Origin of the sequence: Roseivivax halodurans JCM 10272, assembly GCF_000521785.1 — a bacterium.
In the GTDB taxonomy this organism is placed as follows: domain Bacteria; phylum Pseudomonadota; class Alphaproteobacteria; order Rhodobacterales; family Rhodobacteraceae; genus Roseivivax; species Roseivivax halodurans.
Genome location: NZ_JALZ01000001.1, coordinates 452,943 through 473,182, shown reverse-complemented (window position 1 = coordinate 473,182; position 20,240 = coordinate 452,943). Strand labels below are relative to the sequence as shown.

Annotated in this window: 18 protein-coding genes; 9 read left to right on the top strand and 9 right to left on the bottom strand. The window is 65.2% G+C overall.

The genetic code is table 11. From position 1 onward, the window contains the following. Nucleotides 1-480 precede the first annotated feature (480 nt). Nucleotides 481-2,040 (top strand): DUF2252 domain-containing protein, encoded by a 1,560-nt coding sequence (locus OCH239_RS02185; RefSeq protein WP_051489158.1) that lies wholly within the window; start codon nucleotides 481-483, stop codon nucleotides 2,038-2,040. Continuing rightward, nucleotides 2,040-2,576 carry an AAA family ATPase gene (locus tag OCH239_RS02180; RefSeq protein ID WP_051489157.1) on the top strand — a complete coding sequence of 179 codons (537 nt, stop codon included), beginning with the start codon at nucleotides 2,040-2,042 and terminating at the stop codon, nucleotides 2,574-2,576. Before OCH239_RS02185 ends, OCH239_RS02180 begins: the two co-directional genes overlap by 1 nt. A gap of 4 nt (nucleotides 2,577-2,580) precedes the next feature. Here the strand turns inward: OCH239_RS02180 and OCH239_RS02175 are convergent, their stop codons facing one another. From OCH239_RS02175 to OCH239_RS02145, 7 genes are all read right to left on the bottom strand, one after another. Continuing rightward, nucleotides 2,581-3,372 carry an FAD binding domain-containing protein gene (locus OCH239_RS02175; protein ID WP_037257921.1) on the bottom strand — a complete coding sequence of 264 codons (792 nt, stop codon included), beginning with the start codon at nucleotides 3,370-3,372 and terminating at the stop codon, nucleotides 2,581-2,583. Between the two features lie 103 nt (nucleotides 3,373-3,475). Beyond that, complete coding sequence (locus OCH239_RS02170) at nucleotides 3,476-5,842, bottom strand: xanthine dehydrogenase family protein molybdopterin-binding subunit (RefSeq protein WP_037257919.1); 2,367 nt, start codon at nucleotides 5,840-5,842, stop codon at nucleotides 3,476-3,478. Nucleotides 5,843-5,958: 116 nt separating this feature from the next. Further along, complete coding sequence (locus tag OCH239_RS02165; RefSeq protein ID WP_037257916.1) at nucleotides 5,959-6,450, bottom strand: (2Fe-2S)-binding protein; 492 nt, start codon at nucleotides 6,448-6,450, stop codon at nucleotides 5,959-5,961. Nucleotides 6,451-6,528: 78 nt separating this feature from the next. Beyond that, nucleotides 6,529-7,071 carry an SRPBCC family protein gene (locus tag OCH239_RS02160; RefSeq protein ID WP_037257910.1) on the bottom strand — a complete coding sequence of 181 codons (543 nt, stop codon included), beginning with the start codon at nucleotides 7,069-7,071 and terminating at the stop codon, nucleotides 6,529-6,531. A gap of 249 nt (nucleotides 7,072-7,320) precedes the next feature. Then, nucleotides 7,321-8,448 (bottom strand): aminotransferase class V-fold PLP-dependent enzyme, encoded by a 1,128-nt coding sequence (locus OCH239_RS02155; RefSeq protein WP_037257908.1) that lies wholly within the window; start codon nucleotides 8,446-8,448, stop codon nucleotides 7,321-7,323. A 76-nt stretch (nucleotides 8,449-8,524) separates the two neighbouring features. Next, the gene (locus tag OCH239_RS02150; RefSeq protein ID WP_037257905.1) at nucleotides 8,525-8,980 is read right to left on the bottom strand and encodes an Lrp/AsnC family transcriptional regulator; all 456 of its coding nucleotides are present in this window, start codon (nucleotides 8,978-8,980) and stop codon (nucleotides 8,525-8,527) included. Next, nucleotides 8,977-9,432: an Lrp/AsnC family transcriptional regulator gene (locus OCH239_RS02145; protein ID WP_037257902.1), complete on the bottom strand. Its 456-nt coding sequence runs from the start codon at nucleotides 9,430-9,432 to the stop codon at nucleotides 8,977-8,979. The genes OCH239_RS02150 and OCH239_RS02145 overlap by 4 nt, the downstream gene beginning before the upstream one ends. 135 nt (nucleotides 9,433-9,567) lie before the next feature. Between OCH239_RS02145 and ilvC the strand changes: the two genes are divergently transcribed. Next, complete coding sequence (gene ilvC / locus OCH239_RS02140; protein WP_037257899.1) at nucleotides 9,568-10,590, top strand: ketol-acid reductoisomerase; 1,023 nt, start codon at nucleotides 9,568-9,570, stop codon at nucleotides 10,588-10,590. 284 nt (nucleotides 10,591-10,874) lie between these two features. Continuing rightward, nucleotides 10,875-12,116: an OpgC family protein gene (locus OCH239_RS02135; protein ID WP_037257895.1), complete on the top strand. Its 1,242-nt coding sequence runs from the start codon at nucleotides 10,875-10,877 to the stop codon at nucleotides 12,114-12,116. A gap of 151 nt (nucleotides 12,117-12,267) precedes the next feature. Here OCH239_RS02135 and OCH239_RS02130 read toward each other — a convergent pair whose 3' ends face one another. Next, nucleotides 12,268-12,453 carry a hypothetical protein gene (locus OCH239_RS02130; protein ID WP_037257892.1) on the bottom strand — a complete coding sequence of 62 codons (186 nt, stop codon included), beginning with the start codon at nucleotides 12,451-12,453 and terminating at the stop codon, nucleotides 12,268-12,270. A gap of 341 nt (nucleotides 12,454-12,794) precedes the next feature. Between OCH239_RS02130 and OCH239_RS02125 the strand changes: the two genes are divergently transcribed. Next, nucleotides 12,795-13,673 carry a DMT family transporter gene (locus OCH239_RS02125; RefSeq protein WP_037257889.1) on the top strand — a complete coding sequence of 293 codons (879 nt, stop codon included), beginning with the start codon at nucleotides 12,795-12,797 and terminating at the stop codon, nucleotides 13,671-13,673. Here OCH239_RS02125 and OCH239_RS02120 read toward each other — a convergent pair whose 3' ends face one another. Next, entirely contained in the window at nucleotides 13,674-15,419 is a 1,746-nt protein-coding gene (locus OCH239_RS02120; protein ID WP_037257886.1) for a trypsin-like peptidase domain-containing protein, read from the bottom strand. It lies immediately after the preceding gene. Between the two features lie 168 nt (nucleotides 15,420-15,587). On the opposite strand from OCH239_RS02120, the gene OCH239_RS02115 reads away from it, so the two are divergent. The 4 genes from OCH239_RS02115 (at nucleotide 15,588) to glyS (ending at nucleotide 20,201) form a co-directional block, all read left to right on the top strand. Beyond that, nucleotides 15,588-16,514: a glycine--tRNA ligase subunit alpha gene (locus OCH239_RS02115; protein WP_037257883.1), complete on the top strand. Its 927-nt coding sequence runs from the start codon at nucleotides 15,588-15,590 to the stop codon at nucleotides 16,512-16,514. Nucleotides 16,515-16,553: 39 nt separating this feature from the next. Then, a complete protein-coding gene (locus OCH239_RS02110) occupies nucleotides 16,554-17,075 on the top strand; it encodes a DUF6446 family protein (protein WP_037257880.1) in 522 nt (173 codons plus the stop codon). A gap of 74 nt (nucleotides 17,076-17,149) precedes the next feature. Next, complete coding sequence (locus tag OCH239_RS02105) at nucleotides 17,150-18,013, top strand: DUF1206 domain-containing protein (RefSeq protein WP_037257876.1); 864 nt, start codon at nucleotides 17,150-17,152, stop codon at nucleotides 18,011-18,013. After that, nucleotides 17,946-20,201, top strand: coding sequence for a glycine--tRNA ligase subunit beta (gene glyS / locus OCH239_RS02100; protein WP_425280275.1), 2,256 nt, complete (start codon nucleotides 17,946-17,948; stop codon nucleotides 20,199-20,201). Before OCH239_RS02105 ends, glyS begins: the two co-directional genes overlap by 68 nt. Nucleotides 20,202-20,240: the final 39 nt, after the last annotated feature.

Here is a 20,240-nt window from a genome sequence, read left to right as displayed (position 1 = left end):
TGCTTCGACCACGGCAACGCCTTCTGTTTTACGCGCGAAAATTATCGTTGACGGTGGCGTGCCCGCTGTCAAGCGAGTCTCGGAGACTGTCAGCTCGACATCGCGGTGACAAACCTTGGTATCGGAAGGATAGGCGAGCGTTGAACCGGTCTGCGCAAGGTGGTGTCAGGATTTGCTTAAGCTGAATGGTCGCTCCCGATCGATCGCGCCGCCTTTCTCTGCCTCGTGTGTGGCAGCGTCCGATGCAGAAGACCCGGGCCACCAGATAGCGCGCTGTCTCTACTGAGGTGGTGGTCTCTACTGAGGTGGTGAAGGCCGGCTAGGGACGCGGGGCAAAGAGCATGTCCATTGGCCGGCCGTTGCTTGGAGGTGGCGTTCACCCTGCCCGCCCCCCCCGAACCGATGGAAAGGCCGCAAGGTGGAACGCGCCGCGTGGCGGATGGGTTCTGTTCCCTGAATGTCATGACAGGGAGACGCAACGTGGCCCGGACGAAGAGCGAAACCAGCAAGAGCAGTCAAACGCGCAAGACGCCGGGGAATGGCGGTGCGTCGACCAAGTCCGGCGCGAACGGCAAGAGCGATGGATCTGCGAAGAACCGGGGCGGCGCCAATTCGTCAAAGAGCGCGAAATCCACAACGCCGAACGGGCCCGAGGCCGATCGCACCGGCGACGCCCCGGTCGAGACCCTGCAAAGCCGGGTCGAGGAGTTCCGGAAACTGGCACAGATGTATGCCACGAACGCCTGCGTCATGCGACCGGACAAGTACACCGGCCACGAACGCAGACTGCACGTCCGCGAGACGATCATCGAAGACCACGCCGTGCGGATCGATCATCAGGCGCAGGGAGCCGACGAGAAGTTCGACAAGCTTGCGGGCTCGCTCTTCTCGTTCTTCCGGGGCTCATCGCTCCTGTTCCACCGCGACATAGCGGGCGACGATGCGCGCATGCCGACGGTGCTGGTGCTCGGGGATGTTCATCCCGAGAATTTCGGGGTCATGCCGAACGCAGATAACGTGCCCATCTTCGGCGTAAACGACTTTGACGACGTCATCTACGGGCCCTTCACCTGGGACCTCAAGCGCGGTGCGACAGGGTTCCTTCTGGCCGTCGCCGAGGAAGGCGGCATGGGGCGCAAGCACCAGCTCAAGATCGCGCGGAAGTTCATCGAGGGCTACCACGAGGGCATAGAATACTATGCCCGGCACCAGACCGAATCCACCGAGCAGATGCGGGCGGACAACGCGCCAAAGGTAATCAGGCGTCTGTTCGAGAAATCCGAAAAGTCGCGCGAAAGCTGGCTGCGAGACCGCTATCTGGATGAGACCGGGCGCGGCTTCCGCGCCAACGAGGAACTGACCCCGGTCTCGAGCCGACTCGACGAATTCCAGAAGCTGATCGACGATCTCGCAAAGACGAACGGTATAAAGGAAGGAGGCCGCGCCGGGACATTGCGCGTCAAGGACGTCGCGATGCGGCACGGACAAGGCACGGCGTCGCTGGGTCTCGGGCGCTACTATTGCCTCCTCGAGGGCCCCGGAGAGGATGCGACCGACGATCTCATCATCGAGTTCAAGCGCGCTCGCCGATCTGCGCTCGAGGGCTTGGTGCCGGCGAACGATTTTGACGCCGGAGACAAGGGTGACCGTATCGCGCATGGCCAGTCGGTGCACCTCGCCGCCGGTGACGTGTTCTACGGCAATGTCGACATCGACGGGAAAAGCTTCATGTCCCGCGAACGTGCCCCGTTCAGGAACGACATCGATCTCGACGACCTGTCGAAGAAGAGCTGGAAGGAATACGCCCATTCCTGCGGCATCGCGCTCGCCCAAGCACATGCACGCTCAGACGATGCCGGCCAGCTCGACTACCGGATCGAGCCGCGCATCGACGAGGCGATGGAGCCTATCGAACTCTTCATCGACGATGTCCTGTCCTTCGCCGAGGAAGCGGTGGAACGCTTGGCCCGGGACCACGCCTTCTTCGTTCAGGACTGGAAGCTCGGCGCGTTCGACATGACGCTGAAGAGGTATCGCTGATGTCCGTGCGCGATCGAGCTCCGCATCGCCGTTTTTTCCTGATCACCGGTGCACCCGGTGGAGGTGCCTCGGCACTCATTGAGGAACTGGCCGCACGTGGCTTTGCGACGATCCGCGATCCCGCGCGCATCGACGCCGGGGACCGCGTGCGATCGCCGGCCACCGATCCTGTCAGGGCGGCAGAAGCGGCGGTGCGTATGGCTGTCGAAGACCATGCCCGCGCCCGAACGTTCCAGGGTCCGGTCTTCTTCGACCGCGGACTGATCGATGCGCTGGTGGCGCGGCAGGACGCGGCTGGCGGGCCCTTCCTCGACATGCTTGTCGACCAGCATCCCTACGCCAATCCCGTGATCTTTGCGCTGCCGCCTAGGCCCGTGACCGGAGATGACGATGAGTTGGCTCGCCGCACAGATTCCGCTCAGGCGGCGGACCGCCTTGCCGCGACCCACCGGCGCTTCGGCTACCGGGTGCTCGAGATGCCGGATGCCGAAGCGGCCGAGCGCGCCGACTGGCTGCTCGCCCGCCTCGCCGCCTAAGCCGTCACTCCGCGGCAGCGACGGCGCGCTTCGTCATCACCGGAATGAGATGCGCGCGATATTCGGCCGTCCCGTGGAGATCCGCGATCATATCCGAGGCCCTCGGAGCCGTCACATCGGCCAGCGCATCAGGCGAGAAGTTGGCGGCAAGCGCCTCTTCCGCCTCCCTCCAGCGGAGCACCCCGTTGTTCGAGGCCCCGGTCACGCCGACGCCGACACGATCGGCGAAGCGCGCGACGAACACGCCGACGAGGGGGAAGCGGGAGGCGATCTGCTCGAACTTCATGTAGGCGGAGGCTTGCGGAATCGGGAAGCGCACGCCTGTGACGATCTCGCCCTCCTCCAGAGCGGTCATGAACATGCCCTGGAAATACTCGTCGGCGGCGATCTCACGGCTGTTGGTCACGATCGTCGCTCCGCAGGCCATCGCCGCGGACGGATAGCATGCCGAGGGGTCGTTGTTTGCGATCGATCCGCCGATCGTGCCGCGATTGCGCACCGCCGGATCGCCGATCTTGCCGGCGAGCTTGGCGAGCCCGGGAAAGTCCGTCGCCGCCTCGCGCGCCACCATCCCGTGGGTCGCCCCGCCGCCGATCATCAGCGCATCGCCCTCGCGCCGCAGGTAGCGCAATTCGTCGATCCCGGACAGCGACACCAGCTTCGACGGCATGGCGAGCCGCTGCTTCAGTGTCGGGATCAGGGTCTGTCCGCCCGAGATGGGTTGCGCCTCCTCGGCTCCCAGCGCTGCCAAGGCTTCGTCGACGCTCTTCGGGCGCTCGATCTCGAATGCATACATCGTGTCGGTCTCCTCGAACCGGCCAAGCCGAAGCCGTTGCTTCTTCTTGGCGAAAATACTCCGGGGGTCCGGGGGCTGGCCCCCGGTCCCATCCTCTCCGACCTCAGCCCTGCATCGCGGCCCAGACGCGGTTCGGCGTCGCAGGCATGTCGATATGGGTGACGTGGGTAAAGCCGCCCGAATGCAGCGCGTCGATCACCGCGTTGATGACCGCCGGCGGTGAGCCGATGGCCCCCGCCTCGCCACAGCCCTTCACCCCGAGCGGGTTGTGCGTGCACGGCGTCTGGCAGGAATGGTCCACCGTAACCATCGGCACGTTGTCGGCCCGCGGCATGGCGTAGTCCATGTAGGAGGCCGACAGCAGCTGCCCGGTCTCGTCGTAGACGCAGTTCTCGAGCAGCGCCTGCCCGATGCCCTGAGCGACCCCGCCATGCACCTGCCCCTCGACGATCATCGGGTTGATCACGTTGCCGAAATCGTCCGCGGCCGAGAACCGCTCGACGGTGACCTGACCGGTCTCTGGGTCCACCTCCACCTCGCAGGCATAGGCGCCCGAAGGATAGGTGAAGTTCGACGGATCGTAGAACGCCGTCTCCTCGAGCCCCGGCTCGATATCCTCGAGCGGGTAGTTGTGCGGCACGTAGGCGGCAAGCGTGACGTCCCCCCAGGCCACCGACTTGTCCGTGCCCGCGACCGAGAACGCCCCGTTCTTGAGCTCGATATCCGCCTCGGACGCCTCGAGCAGATGCGCCGCGATCTTCGTGGCCTTCCGGATGATCTTCTCGGTGGCGCGCACGATGGCCGACCCGCCGACCGCGAGCGAGCGGGACCCGTAGGTGCCCATGCCCATCGGCGTATTGGCGGTGTCGCCGTGAACGATCTCGATCTGATCCTCGGGAATGCCGATCATCTCGGACACGACCTGCGGGAAGGACGTCTCGTGCCCCTGCCCGTGGCTGTGGCTCCCGGTCATCACGCTGAGCGATCCGGTCGCGTTCACCCGAACCGTCGCGCTTTCGTAGAGACCCGCGCGCGCACCGAGCTGACCGACGAGGTTCGAGGGTGCGATGCCGCAGGCCTCGATGTAGCAGTTGATACCGAGCCCGCGCAGTTTTCCCTTGGCCTCGCTCTCCTTGCGCCGCGTCTCGAAGCCGGCGAAATCAGCGATCTCGGCGATCTTGTCGGCGGTGGCGTGGTAGTCACCGGTGTCGTATTCGACCGCGACCGGCGTCGCATAGGGGAACTCGGTGATAAAGTTCTGCCGCCGCAGCGCCATCGGATCGACGCCAAGCTCCCGCGCTGCCTTGTCGATCACGCGCTCGAGCTGGAACGTTGCCTCTGGCCGCCCCGCGCCGCGATAGGCGTCCACCGGAACGGTGTTGGTGAAGACCGCCTTCACGTTCACGTAGATGTTCGGCGTCTTGTAATTGCCGGCCATCAGCGTGCCGTGCAGCCAAGTCGGCACGGACGGCGCGAAGGTCGAGAGATACGCCCCCATGTTGGCGTAGGTCTCGGTCCGAACCGCGACGAAATTGTTGGCTTCGTCGAGCGCCAGCTCGATCTTGGTGACGTGGTCACGCCCATGCGCGTCGGACATGAAGGCCTCGGAGCGGGTCGAGGTCCATTTGACCGGGCGTTTCAGCGCCCGTGCCGCGAAGGTGCAGAAGGCCTCCTCGGCGTAGTGGAAGATCTTGGTGCCAAAGCCGCCGCCCACGTCCGGAGCCACCACGCGCAACTTGTGCTCGGGAATGCCGAGCACGAAGGCGCCCATCAGAAGACGGATCACGTGAGGGTTCTGCGAGGTCGTGTAGAGCGTCGACATGTCGCCCGCCCGGTTGTAGTCGCCCACGGCGACCCGCGGCTCCATCGGGTTTGCGACGAGGCGGTTGTTCACGAGCTCCAGCGTCGTGACATGTGCCGCGCCCTTGATCGCCTGATTGACCGCGTCTCGGTTGTCTTCGACGAAACCCCAGTCGTAGCAGAGGTTCGTGCCGATCTCGTCGTGCACAAGCGTCTCCGACGATGCGACCGCCTTCTTCATGTCGACGATTGCGGGCAGTTCCTCGATGTCGAGCATGACGGCATCGGCGGCGTCGCGGGCCTCCTGGAGGCTCTCGGCGACGACCGCTGCCACCATCTCGCCAACGTGGCGCACCTTGCCCTGCGCGAGCACCGGATGCGGCGGCTCCTTCATCACCTCGCCGAAGCGGTCGGTCACCTGCCAGCCGCAGGGAAGACCGCCGACGCCCTCGAAGTCGCTGCCGGTGAAGATCTTCAAAACACCGGGCATGGCCTCGGCCGCCGCGGTGTCGATCCCGGTAATGCGCCCATGCGCCACGTCAGAGCGGACGAAGGCGACGTAGGCCTGCCCGTAGACGTTGATGTCGTCCGTATAATTGCCGGTGCCGGTCAGGAAGCGCACGTCCTCGCGGCGCTTCGAGCTGGCTCCGATGCCATGATCCTTCGGCATGTGCCTAATCCTCCCTGGGGTGGCGGGCTCCTGCCCGCCGGATCCGTCTGCATCCTTCGTGGACCGCGGGCCTCACCCGAGCCTCACGTCGTCACCTCCCGCAACCGAAGGCCGGCCTACTCGGCCGCGATCGCGCCGCCCTCGACCTCCTGGCCCGATGCGGCCATGATCGCCCTGACGATGTTGTGGTACCCGGTGCAGCGGCAAATGTTGCCCTGCAGGTAATGCCGGATCTCCTGTTCGGAGGGCTTCGGGTTTTCCTTAAGGAGCGATGCCGCCGCCATGACCATGCCCGGCGTGCAGAAACCGCACTGAAGCCCGTGGTGATCCTGGAACGCCTGCTGGATCACGTTCAGCGAGCCGTCCGGATTGGCCTGTCCCTCGATCGTCGAGACCTCGGCGCCGTCGGCCTCTGCCGCGAAGATCGTGCAGGCCTTCACAAGCTCACCGTTCACATGGACGCAGCACGCGCCGCACTGGCTGGTGTCGCAGCCCACATGGGTGCCGGTGAGACGCAGCTGCTCGCGCAGGAACTCAACCAACAATTCGTTGCCCCGAACCGCACGGCTCACGGTCTTGCCGTTCACCGTCATCGTCACGTCACTCATGACATCCTCCCCTTGGATAGCTCTTGTGCTGTCTGTCTCTCCGCCGCGTCAAACCTGACCCGGCGGACCCCGCCCCTGTCAAGCGGCTCCACCACCGGCGCCGACCATGCGGCGGAACCAGCCCTTCTTGGCCTCGCCCGGCGTCGCCTCGGCCTCGGGGGCGTCCGCTTCGTTCGCCGGGCCCTCGATGGCTTCCTGAAGGCGTGTGAAGAACTGATCCGCCATCTTCTTGGCGAAGCCGTCGATCACCCGCGAGCCGAGCTGTGCGAGCTTGCCGCCGACATTCGCCTCGACATCGTAATGAAGCCGCGTGACTCCCTCGCCAGCTTCTTCGAGCCTGACGACCGCCGCGCCCTTGGCGAATCCGGCGGCCCCGCCCTTGCCCTCGCCCGAAAGCTTCAGCGTTTCGGGCTTGTCCATGTCCGAGACGTTGACCTGTCCCTTGAACGTCGCCTTCACCGGCCCGACCTTCTGCACGACCGTCGCCTCGAAGCCCTCTTCGGGTGTGCCGGTCAGCTCCTGACAGCCCGGAACGCAGGTCTTGAGCACCTCGGGGGTGAGAATTGCGGCCCAGACCGTTTCGCGGTCCGCCTGGATCTCGCGGGAATCGCTCATCTGCATGGGGTCGTGTCCTCCTCGTGTCGCAACGACGTTAGGCACCCGGACCCGGGCGCGATATTAGACCATACTCCTAGACCGGCGCCCCTCTGGCCAGAGGGCGCAATCACGGCATCGTCGATCCGTACGCTGAGTGTCTTATCGGTGTGGGAGTTCATCCACCGAGAGGGGCGAACGCTGGCCTCGCCTTCTTCTTGACGGAAATATCCTCGGGGGCGTGGGGGCAGAAAGCCCCCACATTCTCGGATGCCATCAGAGTGCGGCGTCGAGTGCGCGCTCAAGGCGCGACACCGTGCCGTCGACATCCTTGAGCTTGTCGAGGCCGAAAAGGCCCAGCCGGAAGGTCGAGAATCCCTCGGGCTCGCCGACCTGCAGCGGCACGCCGGCAGCGATCTGGGTTCCGGCCTTGGCGAAGGCCTTGCCCGATTTCACTTCGGGATCGAACGTGTAGCCGACCACCACGCCGGGCGCGCCGTAGCCGTCGGCAGCGACCGAGTTTACACCGCGGTCGCTCAGCATCGCGCGGACCCGTGCTCCAAGGTCGAACTGCGCGTTGCGTGCCGCGGCAAGGCCGAACTCTCGCGTCTCGTTCATCGCGTCGCGAAACGCGCGCAGCCCGTCGGTGGGCATCGTGGCGTGATAGGCATGCCCGCCGTCCTCGTAGGCGGCCATGATCGCGCGCCACTTCTTGAGGTCGGCCGCGAAGGAGTTCGACGCGGTCTCGCCCATGCGCTCTACCGCACGGTTCGAGAGCATCACGAGCCCCGCCGAGGGCGTCGAGGACCAGCCCTTCTGAGGCGCCGAGATCAGGACGTCGACCCCGGTCTTCGTCATGTCGACCCAGGCGCAGCCAGACGCGATGCAGTCGAGCACCATCAGCCCGCCCACCTCGTGCGCGGCCGCGGCGAGGCGCGTGATGTAATCGTCGGGCAGGATGATCCCCGCCGAAGTTTCCACGTGCGGCGCGAAGACCACGGACGGCCGGACCTCGGCGATGCGGGCCTCCACCTCCTCGATGGGCGGGGGCGCGAAGGGTGCGTCGGGCGTGTTGCCTTGCTGCCGGGCGGTGCAGACGGTTGTCTCTCCGCCGAAGCCGCCAGCCTCGAAGATCTGCGTCCAGCGGTAGGAGAACCAGCCGTTGCGCACGATCAGCATGTCGGCGCCCTGACCGAACTGGCGCGCGACCGCCTCCATCGCGAAGGTTCCGCCGCCGGGCACGACCGCGACCGCGTCGGCGCCGTAGACCTCTCGAAGCGAGGAGGAGATGTCGCGCATCACCTGCTGGAAGTTTGCGGACATGTGGTTGAGAGAACGGTCGGTGAAGACGACCGAGAATTCGTCGAGGCCGCCAGGGTCGATGTCGGGATGCAGCGGTGCCATGAGGTTTCTCCTGCTTGGATCGCGCGGACCCTAGCCCCAAAGCCGGGCCGCTCCAAGTCGGCGGTCCGTCCGCGTATCAAAGCGGCCCCGGGCGCCGCTCCTCGGACAGGAGCACGTTGGCATCGACGCTGCCGACGCCGGGCAGCGCCATGATACGGCGGCGCAGGACGCGCTCGAAGTCCGAAATGTCGCGGGCGACGACGCGCAGGCGGTAATCGTACATGCCAAGGATATGTTCGACGGTCTGGACCTCGGGGATCGCCTGCACCGCCCGCTCGAAATCGACGAGGCTCGCACGCCCCTTGGCGGCGAGTTTCACCCCGAGAAACACGGTGACGCCGAAGCCGAGCGCGCCCTCGTCGAGGTCGAGCCGATGGCCGCGGAAGACGCCCGCATCCCGCATACGCCTGATGCGGCGCCATGCGGCAGGCTGCGAAAGGCCGAGCCTACGCCCGAGCGCACCGGCCGAGAGCGTGGCGTCTTTGGAGAGCGCGCGGAGCATGGCGCGGTCGGTGGCGTCGAGGTCGATCACAGCGGCAGGGTCTCGTCGCTCTTGAGCCGGGCGACATGCATCAGCGCCTCGAGGTCGGTCATGTGCGGCAACGCGAGCAGTTTCTCGCGGTAGAGCGACTGGTAATGCGCCAGATCGCGCGCGATAATCGACATGCGCACGTCGACCTGGCCGAGAAAGGTCTGGATCTCGAGCACTTCCGGCACCTCTCGCGCCGCCTCCAGGAATTCCTCGAAGGAGCGCGGCGCACTCTTGTCGAGCGTGACCCGAAGCGAGACCTCGACGCTGTATCCCAGAGCCGACCAGTCGATCACGCCGCGCACGCCACGGACGATGCCCGCCTCGCGCATGCGTTCGATCCGCCGCGCCAGCGTCGTCGCGGTCACGCCGCAGCGCTCCGCCAACTCCGCGAAGGGAGCCTCGGGTGTCGCCTGATACTGGCGCAGGATGCGGCGGTCGGTATCGTCGAGCATGAACCCTGCAGTAATCGCGCTATCTACGAATGGAAAGGTCGTGAACGAACCAAAGCGAAGGAACTTTGCCACCCGTTTTGCGCAGAGATCCCTATCCTGCCTTCATCAACAGAAGAAACGGGAAGGACCGGACACATGCGCGTTTATTATGACCGCGACTGCGACATTAACCTCATCAAGGACAAGAAGGTCGCGATCCTCGGCTACGGCAGCCAGGGCCACGCCCATGCGCTGAACCTGCGCGACTCGGGCGCCAAGAACGTGGTCGTGGCGCTCCGCGAGGGATCGTCGTCGGCCAAGAAGGCCGAAAGCGAGGGCCTCCAGGTCATGGGCATCGCAGAGGCCGCCGCGTGGTGCGATCTCATCATGTTCACCATGCCCGACGAACTCCAGGCTGAAACTTACAAGAAGTACGTGCACGACAACATCCGCGAGGGCGCGGCGATCGCCTTCGCCCACGGGCTCAACGTGCATTTCGGCCTGATCGAGCCCAAGGCCGGCGTCGACGTGATCATGATGGCACCGAAGGGCCCCGGCCACACCGTCCGCGGCGAGTACCAGAAGGGTGGCGGCGTGCCCTGCCTCGTGGCCGTTGACACCGACGCGACCGGCCGCGCGCTCGAGACCGCGCTGAGCTACTGCGCCGCGATCGGCGGCGGCCGCTCGGGCATCATCGAGACCGACTTCCAGGAAGAGTGCGAGACCGACCTCTTCGGTGAGCAGGCAGTGCTGTGCGGCGGCCTTGTCGAGCTCATCCGCATGGGCTTCGAGACACTGGTCGAGGCCGGCTACGAGCCCGAGATGGCCTATTTCGAGTGCCTGCACGAGGTGAAGTTGATCGTCGACCTGATCTACGAGGGCGGCATCGCGAACATGAACTACTCGATCTCGAACACCGCCGAATACGGCGAGTACGTGTCCGGCCCGCGCATCCTGCCCTACGACGAGACCAAGGCTCGGATGAAGGCCGTTCTCGAGGACATCCAGCAGGGCCGCTTCGTGCGCGACTGGATGCAGGAATGCGCCGTCGGCCAGCCCTCCTTCAAGGCCACGCGCCGCCGCAACGACGCGCACCAGATCGAGGAAGTCGGCGAGAAGCTTCGCGGCATGATGCCGTGGATCTCCGCCGGCAAGATGGTCGACAAGTCGAAGAACTGAGCTCGTTTCAGCCAGCCATGGCCGCACCCCTTTACGGAGGGGTGCGGCACACCTCTTCCTCACGCCGCATCAGACCAGCGTCCGGAAGAGACCGCGGACCGCGCGGCTTCTGCCGGCTGGCATGATTCCGCCGGACCTGCCCGTCTTCATCGGCGGCGACAGACGATTTCGCGGGCTGACGCTAGAATTGCTCTCCCCCTCCGGCACTTTTTCCGCTCTTGCGCATTGTCTTAAGGACTTGCCCCGAATCGCGAGCATGTGCGGGGCCCGACGGAGACCATAAGATGCGCCTGACATTGCTGGACGGGTTCAGAGGATACTTTCTTCTGTTCATGATGATTGCCCATACGACCGGACAATTCAGATCGATTCCGGGTCAGTACAACCATCACGCGCTCGGCTTCGTCGAAGACGCGCAGGGGTTCGTTTTCATCTCGGGCTTCGTCGTCGGCCTCGTCTACACCAAGCTGCTGATGAAGAAGGGCATGCAGGGCATGCGCAGCGGCGTGCTGAAGCGGATCAAGACGATCTATACCTATCAGGCAGGCATGATCGTCGGTTTTGCCGCTGCCGCGTTGCTGCTGGCACAATGGGGAATGTATCCGAACGTCCTTCGCCAATATGTCGAGGAACCGGTCGTCTTCACCCTCGCCTCGCTCGGGCTCGTCACGGGCTCCATGCATCTCGGCATCCTCGCGCTCTACATCTGGATGATGCTGCTGACGCCCTTCGTGCTCTGGGCGTTCCGCGAGGGTCATGCAAAGTGGGTCTTCGCCCTCAGCGCCGCGTCATGGATCTTTGCACAGACCGGGATGCCGGACGCGGCGCAGGGTCCGATCGAGGGAGCCCTGCGCAGTACGGGCCACGGCATCAACATCGGCATCTACTTCAACGTTTTCGCCTGGCAGGTGATCTATTTCGGCGCGCTCTACCTCGGCTTCGTCTTCGCGACGGACCGTTTCGATCCGGCGTGGATGAAGACGCGTCTCGCGCGTCACGCCTTCTGGGCCGCTCTCGGCGGCATGGTGGCCTTCGCGCTCTTCGACCGGTCGATCCACCTCGGCTGGCTGCCGGAGAATATCCGCCCGATGGTGTGGGACGCGCTTGACCGCGGGAACATGGATGCTGTCTACCTCACGAACTTCGCGCTCGACCTCTACGTGGTGTCCTGGCTGCTGATGGTCGGACGCGAAAGCGGCAACCGCGCGCTCGAGGCCGTTGGGAACGCGATCGCCTGGGTGTTCTCACGCAAGCCGCTGGTCTTTCTGGGGCAGCATTCGCTGCAGGTCTTCACCGCTCACGTGGTCGTCGTCTATCTCATCATGTGGCTGATGGAGGGACACCGGGCCGGGCCGCTCGTCTCGAACATCGCAGTACTCGCGTCGATCTTGCCGCTCTACGCGGTGGCATGGATCCATGCCCGGAGCGTCGCCGCGAAGAAGGCCAAGCGCGACGTGTCCGCCACCCGCGGAGCACCCGATCTCAAGATCTCTCCGACGGTGGAACCGGCGACCGCAGGACGCTGATCTACTGGCGATGCGGACGGCGGGCCGTTGTTCCGCACGCCGATCGTCTGCCGCCTGACGACATCTGGAACCTTTAAAACGAAAAACCCGCCGCGCGAAACGCGGCGGGTTTACGATGTTTGTCCGCAATTAGTCACCGTCATCGCGGCGATCAGCTTGCGGTTTCTTTGCGCTCGTCCTTGTTCTGATGGCTTGGTCCGTCCACTGCGAGCGAACTTTTCGGATCGTTGGGATCCCGCAGCTGCCGCTCGGTCTCCCGTTTCGACCAGATCGCGTAGACGATCCCTGCCAGCAAAGTGATCAGTGCAAGAACGGGAACGATGAATCCTGCTTCCATGGTGTCTTCCTCTTCTGGATGCGAATGAGGCTGAACACCACTTGGGTGGAACACGTTCCGCGTGCGGCCATCACATGTCGTTTTTGAGCTGATAGATGCACCAGCCGAGCAGAACGAGAAGGATGAAAACGGGCAGAATGAAAAAGGCGTCCATGGCGTCCTCCGATACGTCACGCCTATTCACCCTATCCAAGTTGCCTTATCCCGCAAGTCCCGTGCGCGCGATTGCGGTATGGCGCGCGTAACTCTGCCCGAAAGGCCCTCCCGATATGCAGCATGCCACGTTTGCACCGGCGGACCGGACCAGAGGTCCTGCGACGCCCGCCGCTCGGGACTGGGCCATGGTCGGGACGCTCGGGATCGTCTGGGGCGCGACCTTCCTCGTGATCGAGCTTGCGCTCGCCGGCATCAGCCCGGCATGGCTCGCCGCGGGACGTGTCACGCTCGCAGCGACACTCACGCTGGTCATCTGGATCGCATTAACGGGCGGGCGGCTCTGGAGCGGTCGGGACCGGAACTGGCCCGGGCTCTGCCTCATCGGCGCGCTCTCGACTGCCGTGCCCTATCTTTGCCTAGCCTGGGCCCAGACGCATGTGAGTTCGGGCCTCGCCGGCGTATCGATGGCCGCCATCGCGCTCATCGTTCTGCCCTTGAGTCATTTCGCCCTGCCCGACGCGAAGATGACGTGGCGCAGCAGCGCAGGTCTCTGCATCGGTTTCGTCGGCGTCATGATTCTGATCGGTGGCGGCGCCTTCCGGTCCACCGGCGATCCGCTCGAGCCACTGGGCCGGCTCGCCTGCCTCGGTGCCGCGCTTTCCTATTCAGTGAGTTCGGTCACGATGCGTCGTCTGCCACCCGCCGATCCGTTGGGTCTCGCGGCCGTGCCGCTGTTGATCGGCTCTTGCATGATCGTGCCCCTAGCGCTTCTCCTCGAAGGACCGCCGCCCCTGCCAGCCCCCGAGACGCTCGGCTGGATCGCCCTCCTCGGATTTGTACCCACGGCGGGCGCGAATCTCCTTCGGGTGCTGGTGATCCGTCGCGCGGGTCCGGTATTCATGAGCCTCACCAACTACCAGGTGCCCTGCTGGTCGGTGATCTTCGGCATCGTGATCCTGGACGAGCCGGTCGAAGCCAAGCTCTTCCTCGCCCTCGCGCTGATCCTCTCGGGAATCGGGATCAGTCAATGGCCCGCCCTGCGGCGGACCATCATGCGGCGGTGATCATTCCCAGCAGCTGACGAGCACCGTCATCGCGGTTGCCATCGAGGTCAGATCTTCCGGGCGCATCTCGGCTGAGCCGCGGGTCGTTTTGGCGCGCAGACCCGCTTCGGTGATCAGGCTTTCCAGCGCTTCGGCCTTGGCGGCGAAGCTCACGCTTTCGGGCAATTGCCGCCCGCCGGTCTCGCGCGGCAGCAGCATACCGAGAACCGCGCCTTGCGAGTCGAGGATCGGTCCACCCACATCCCCCGGCTCGGCAGAGAGGGCGAGACGCTTGAGGTTTTCCTCGCCGCTAAGCCCGCGCACGTCCTCGAGCTTGCCCCATGTCATCGTCGGGGCGGGAAGCACGCCGCCGAAGGAATAGCCCGAAACCGCGACCTCGGATTGAAGCCGTGGCGGATCGGTCCGAAATGCGGCAACCTCGCGGGGCGCGAGCCGAGCCTCGGGCTTCAAGATGGCCGCGCCGATCCCGGTGTCCCGGGCCACGATCTCCGCCTCATGTGCGCTATCGAGCGTGATGTTGCCGCAGCCCTCGACTGCATCTAGCGCGGTCAGCACCGTGCCGGAGCCGTCGATGTAAAAGCCGGATGCGGAGACCCTCGGCCGCCGGATCTGCAGCCCGGAGACGAGGTCCACGGCCTGTTCCTCGGCTTCGAGCGTGGCCGGGTCGAGAACCACCCCCGGCACCGGGTCGAAACTGGCCTGCATCTGGCTCAGGACACGTGTGCGCCGTTCCTCGTCGCCCGCAGGCCAGATCAGGGTGAAACCCTTCACCGCGCCGTCCACGAGCCGCGCCTCGGTGTGGCTGACGATGCGGTCGTTTGCCCCCGTCAGCGTGAAACTGTTTTCGTTGCGCGAGCGCTCGCCCTCGGGGGGAACGATCTCGAGCGTCTGCATGATCTCGTAGAGGCCGTTCAGCGTGGCCCGGTCGCCCGGCTCGGAGATCAGCAATACGCGGGCGTCGAGGTCACCCGTCGGCTCGTAGCGCACGAAAGGGCTCGCGGCCTCGCCGGGCTCCACGACCCCGAGCGGCATGGCGATCGTGATGCCTGCGCGGTTGTCTGTAATGGTCTCGAGGCCCATTCCGTCGAGCACGGCGTTGTATTGGCCGAGAAGCTCCTGCCGCTGGCGAGTGGTCAGCACGCCGGTCGTCTCGAAGCCGTTCTCGCCCTGCCATCCGGCCATGGAGCGACGCGTCCCCTGGCCGAAGGCGGCGTCGATCGGACCGTCGTAGAAACCCGCCCATTTCAGCGCCACCTGGATCTGCTCCCGGTCTGCGCGCGACAGGTCCCGCTCGTTGGCGCGCGCCTCGCGCACGGTCTCGCGGCTCGGCTCGGCATTCTGGTCGTCTTGCGGCGGGGTCTCGGCCTCGTCCTGCTGCTCGCTCGGCTCCACAGAGGGTTCGGGCGAAATGATCGCGCCCGCCCCGACCGGATAGAACCGGCTGCGATAACGATCTGGCTCCTCGACGTAGGAATCGCGCGGGATCTGTCCGTTTGCGCGAAGCTGGCTCAGCCGCGCTGCCGCCTCCTCAGGGGAGAACGGTCCTAGCGCTATTCCGTACCATCCGCTTCCGAGTGCGAAGCCGTTTACGTTTGAGAGATAACTTGCGTAATCTCGGACCCTGTCCTCCGCTCGCGAGAGGGAGGGCTGCGCCTCGATCTGGATGAAAGCGGGCTGCTGCTGTGCCGTCGCCATTCCTGTCGAAAGCACCAGTGCGGCGCCGAGTGTCCAGAGCTTGGTTGCCATGCGCTGCTGTCGTCCCTCGAATGATTTGTTTTGAGCGGGTCTCTGCCCTTTTCCAGCACGACTATCAGAGCGCGAATTGCGCGCACGTCAATTTGTGGCGAGCCGCGCAATTGACCCGGGCCCTGTGGCCCCATAATCAACGCGGCGACCGGACAAAGGGGATGCGAGATGGGCGCGAGCGACAAACCGACCAGCTTTCAGGAGATCATCGTGCGCCTGCAGACCTACTGGGCTGCCAAGGGATGCGCGATCCTCCAGCCCTACGACATGGAGGTCGGCGCCGGCACGTTCCATCCGGCGACGACGCTGCGCGCGCTCGGGAGCAAGCCTTGGGCGGCGGCCTATGTTCAGCCCTCGCGCCGGCCCACGGACGGCCGCTACGGCGAGAACCCCAACCGTCTTCAGCATTACTACCAGTTCCAGGTCCTCGTGAAACCGTCGCCGCCGGACCTGCAGAAGCTCTATCTCGGCAGTCTCGAAGCCATCGGCATCGACATGGCCCATCACGACGTCCGCTTCGTCGAGGACGATTGGGAAAGCCCTACGCTCGGGGCATGGGGCCTCGGCTGGGAGGTCTGGTGCGACGGCATGGAAGTGTCGCAGTTCACCTATTTCCAGCAGGTCGGCGGTCATGACTGCCACCCGGTTTCGGGCGAGCTGACCTATGGTCTCGAGCGGCTGGCGATGTATGTGCTCGGCATCGACCATGTGATGGAGATGCCGTTCAACTCTCCGGATTCGCCGCAGCCCCTTCTCTACGGCGACGTGTTCCGCCAGACCGAACAGGAATATTCCCGCTGGAACTTCGACATCGCCGATACCGAGGTGCTGCTCCGGCATTTCGAGGACGCCGAGGCCGAGTGCCGCCGGATCCTCGACGCCGATGAGATCGACCCCAAATCCGGTCAACGGATCGTGATGGCCCACCCCGCTTACGACCAGTGCATCAAGGCCTCTCACCTCTTCAACCTGCTCGACGCACGCGGGGTCATATCCGTGACCGAGCGGCAGGCCTATATCGGCCGCGTCCGGGCCCTGGCAAAGGCCTGCGCGGATGCGTTCGTGACGACCGACGCCGCCGGAGCGGCGGCCTGATGGAGAATCCCGCGATCGAGATGAATCGATGAGGACACCGTGACCGGAAAGATACTTGCCGCCCTGATCCTCGTCGTCGCGATCGTCGCCGGCGGAGCGATGTATTACCTTCAGGTCTACGCCTTCTACGACGAAGTGCCCGAAGACGAGGCGCAGATATCGCTCACGCCAATGGGGTCGGATGCCCCCGAGCCGCTCCCGTTCGAGGGCTTCGAGGGGATCGACGCCGGCTCCTCGCCCATCCGGTACCGCGCCTGTTTCCGCACCGACCTCACGCTCGAAGAGGCGGCACAGAGTTACAAGCTCTATCCGGACGCCGTGCCGCGGGTCGCCCCGGGCTGGTTCTCGTGCTTCGACGCGGAGGAGATCGGCCAGATGATCGAGGACGGCCGCGCAGACGTCTTCCTCTCGGAGCGTAACATCGAGTTCGGCATCGATCGGGTCGTCGCGATCACCGAGGATGGGTTCGGCTATGTCTGGCACGAGATCAACGAGTGCGGCGACAAATCCTATGACGGAACGCCCCTCGGGGAGGATTGCCCCGCACAACCGGCGGGCTGAACGCCAGCAACGCAGAAATACAGGAACTTCCCAGCAGCCCCACGCGCTTTGCCGGTAACGCAAAGGAGAGCGCCATGGCCAAGACCGCACCTGCATGGGTGGTTCCAGTAATGCGCGCGGGATATTCCGCGCGCGCCCTCGTCTATACGGTTGTCGGCGGCCTCGCCCTGACCGCCGCGATCAAGGGAGGCGGCGGCACCGAAGGAACCACCGACGCGCTCTCGAACCTCAAATCGGCGCCCTTCGGCACCGTATTGCTTTGGGTGATCGCGATCGGTCTCGTCTGCTATGCGGTCTGGCGTTTCATCGCAGCGGCCTATGACCTCGAGCGGCGCGGCGACGACGGCTCGGGTCTCTTCGCTCGGGGCGGTCTCATCGTGACCGGCGCGATCCACGCGGCCCTCGGGGTGTCGGTCGCGACCCTCGCCATGGGAAGCTCCTCGGGCGGCGGGAACGGCACGCAGAACTGGACAGCGAAGCTGATGCAGTTGCCCTACGGCAAATGGATCGTTGCAGCCATCGCGCTCGGCACCATCGGCGCGGGCATCTATTACATCTACAAGGGCATCCAGCAGAAATACAAAGAGAACCTGCGGGTCACGCCGACCACGCGAAAGCTCGATCCGGCCCTTCAGGCAGGCTTCATCGCCCAAGGAACGCTGATTGCCATCATCGGTGCGCTGATCGGCTACGCCGCGCTGACGTCGGATCCGAGCCAGGCCGGCGGCATCGGCAAGGCGCTCGGCGAGATCCAGTCCGCGCCGCATGGCCGCCTGCTGCTCGGTGTGATCGCGCTTGGCGTCTTGGGGTTCGCGCTCGAGAACCTCGTTGAGGCGATCTACCGGATCGTCCCTGCCCGCGCGGGCAGCGATGTCGAGACGCTGGCGATGCGCGCCAAGGCGAAGGCCGAGAGCAAGGCCCGCGCCGCCACAAGCTGATGACGGAAAAGCGCCGTCCCGCGACCTGCTGGACGGCGCCTCCCCGGCCCGGTATCCACCGCCGCGACTGACCTTTCGCCTGTTTGTGGATAGCCCGATGCCCGATCTCCTGATCGAACTTTTCTCCGAGGAAATTCCCGCCCGGATGCAGACCCGCGCGGCCGAGGATCTCAAGGCGCGGATGACCGACGGCCTGGTCGACGCGGGCCTCACCTACGCCCACGCCGCCGCCTTCACGACACCGCGCCGGCTGACGCTCGCCGTCGAGGGCATGCTCGCGCAGTCGCCCACCCTGAAGGAAGAGCGTCGCGGGCCGAAAGTCGGCGCGCCGGAGAAGGCCATCGAAGGCTTCCTTCGCGGCGCAGGGGTAGCGCGCGAGGATCTGGTCGAGCGCGAGGAAAAGAAGGGCAGCTTCTACTTCGCTACGGTGACGACCCCCGGCCGCCCCGCGGACGAGATCGTGGCGGAGGTTTTGGAGGCGACCATCCGCAATTTCCCCTGGCCGAAATCGATGCGCTGGGGCACGGGCAGCCTGCGCTGGGTGCGGCCCTTGCACCGGATCCTCTGCGTGATCTCGGACGAGGCGGAGCATCGCGTTGTGCCGCTCGACGTGGATGGTATCAAGGCAGGCGACGTGACCGAAGGCCACCGGTTCATGGCGCCGGGCGAGATCAAGGTCACCGGATTCGAGGATTACGCGGCAAAGCTGAAGCAGGCGCATGTCGTGCTCGACCCCGCCGAGCGCGCCGAAATCATCCGCCACGATGCCGAACAGCGCGCCTTTGCCTCTGGCATGGAGATGGTCGGGGACAAGGTCCTGCTTGCCGAGGTCGCCGGGCTCGTCGAGTGTCCCGTCGTGCTGATGGGCGAAATCGAGGACGAGTTCCTTGGTCTGCCGCCCGAAGTGCTGATGACCTCAATGAAGGAGCACCAGAAGTTCTTCTCGGTGCGCAACCCGGGCACCGGCCGCATTGAGCGCTTCGTGACCGTTGCCAACCGCGAGACGGACGATGGCGGCGCGACAATCCTCGCCGGCAACCGCAAGGTTCTCGCCGCGCGCCTCTCGGATGCGAAGTTCTTCTGGGACAATGACTTGCGGGTCGCCGTTAATGCCAAAATGCAGCCGTGGATCGACCAGCTCGCCTCGGTCACCTTTCACAACAAGCTCGGGAGCCAGGCGGCTCGGGTGGACCGCATAGCCGCCCTCGCGCGCGAGCTCGCTCCGCAGATGGGCGCCGACGCGGACCTCGCCGAGCAGGCCGCACATGTCGCCAAAGCCGACCTCTCCTCAGAGATGGTCGGAGAATTCCCGGAGCTGCAGGGGCTTATGGGCCGCTATTACAGCGAAGCCGCTGGCTTCCCGGCGGAAGTCGCGCAGGCCTGCCAGGAGCATTACTCGCCCCTCGGACCAGCAGACGCGGTGCCCACCGCTCCGGTATCGGTCGCCGTCTCGCTCGCTGACAAGCTCGACACACTGACCGGCTTCTGGGCCATCGACGAGAAACCCACTGGCTCGAAAGACCCCTTCGCGCTCCGCCGCGCGGCACTCGGGGTGATCCGGCTGGTGCTGTCGAACCAGCTCCGACTGCCGCTTGAATCAGCAATGAAAGCTTCAGCGAAGGTGCATTCCTGGCCCGGCGGGCCGGAAAAGGACGAGGCGATCACGGATCTTCTCGCCTTCTTCCACGACCGCCTGAAGGTGCATCTGCGCGACGAGGGTATCCGCCACGACGTGATCGACGCGTGCCTCGCCATGCCCGGCTCGGACGATCTTACCCTGCTCATGAAGCGGGCCCGGGCGCTTCAGGCCATCCGGGCCACGGAGGACGGTGAGAACCTCATCCAGGGATTCAAACGGGCCAACAACATCCTCAGCCAGGCCGAGGAAAAGGATGGCGTCGAGTACAGCTTTGGCGCGGATCCGAAATTTGCCGAGACCGAGGAGGAGAAGACGCTCTTCGCAGCCCTCGACGCGGCCGAGACCGAGATCACTCCTGCGATGGAGAACGAGGATTTCGCCGCGGCCATGGCGGCAATGGCGCGTCTGCGCGGGCCGGTCGATGCCTTCTTCGACGCGGTCCAGGTGAACTCCGACAACCAGATCGTGCGGCGCAACCGGCTCAACCTCATCAGCCGCATCCGGCAGGTCTGCGGTCAGGTGGCCGACCTCACGCGGCTCGAAGGCTAGGCCGGACGATCGCGCTCCAGCTTGGAGTGCAATTGCCGC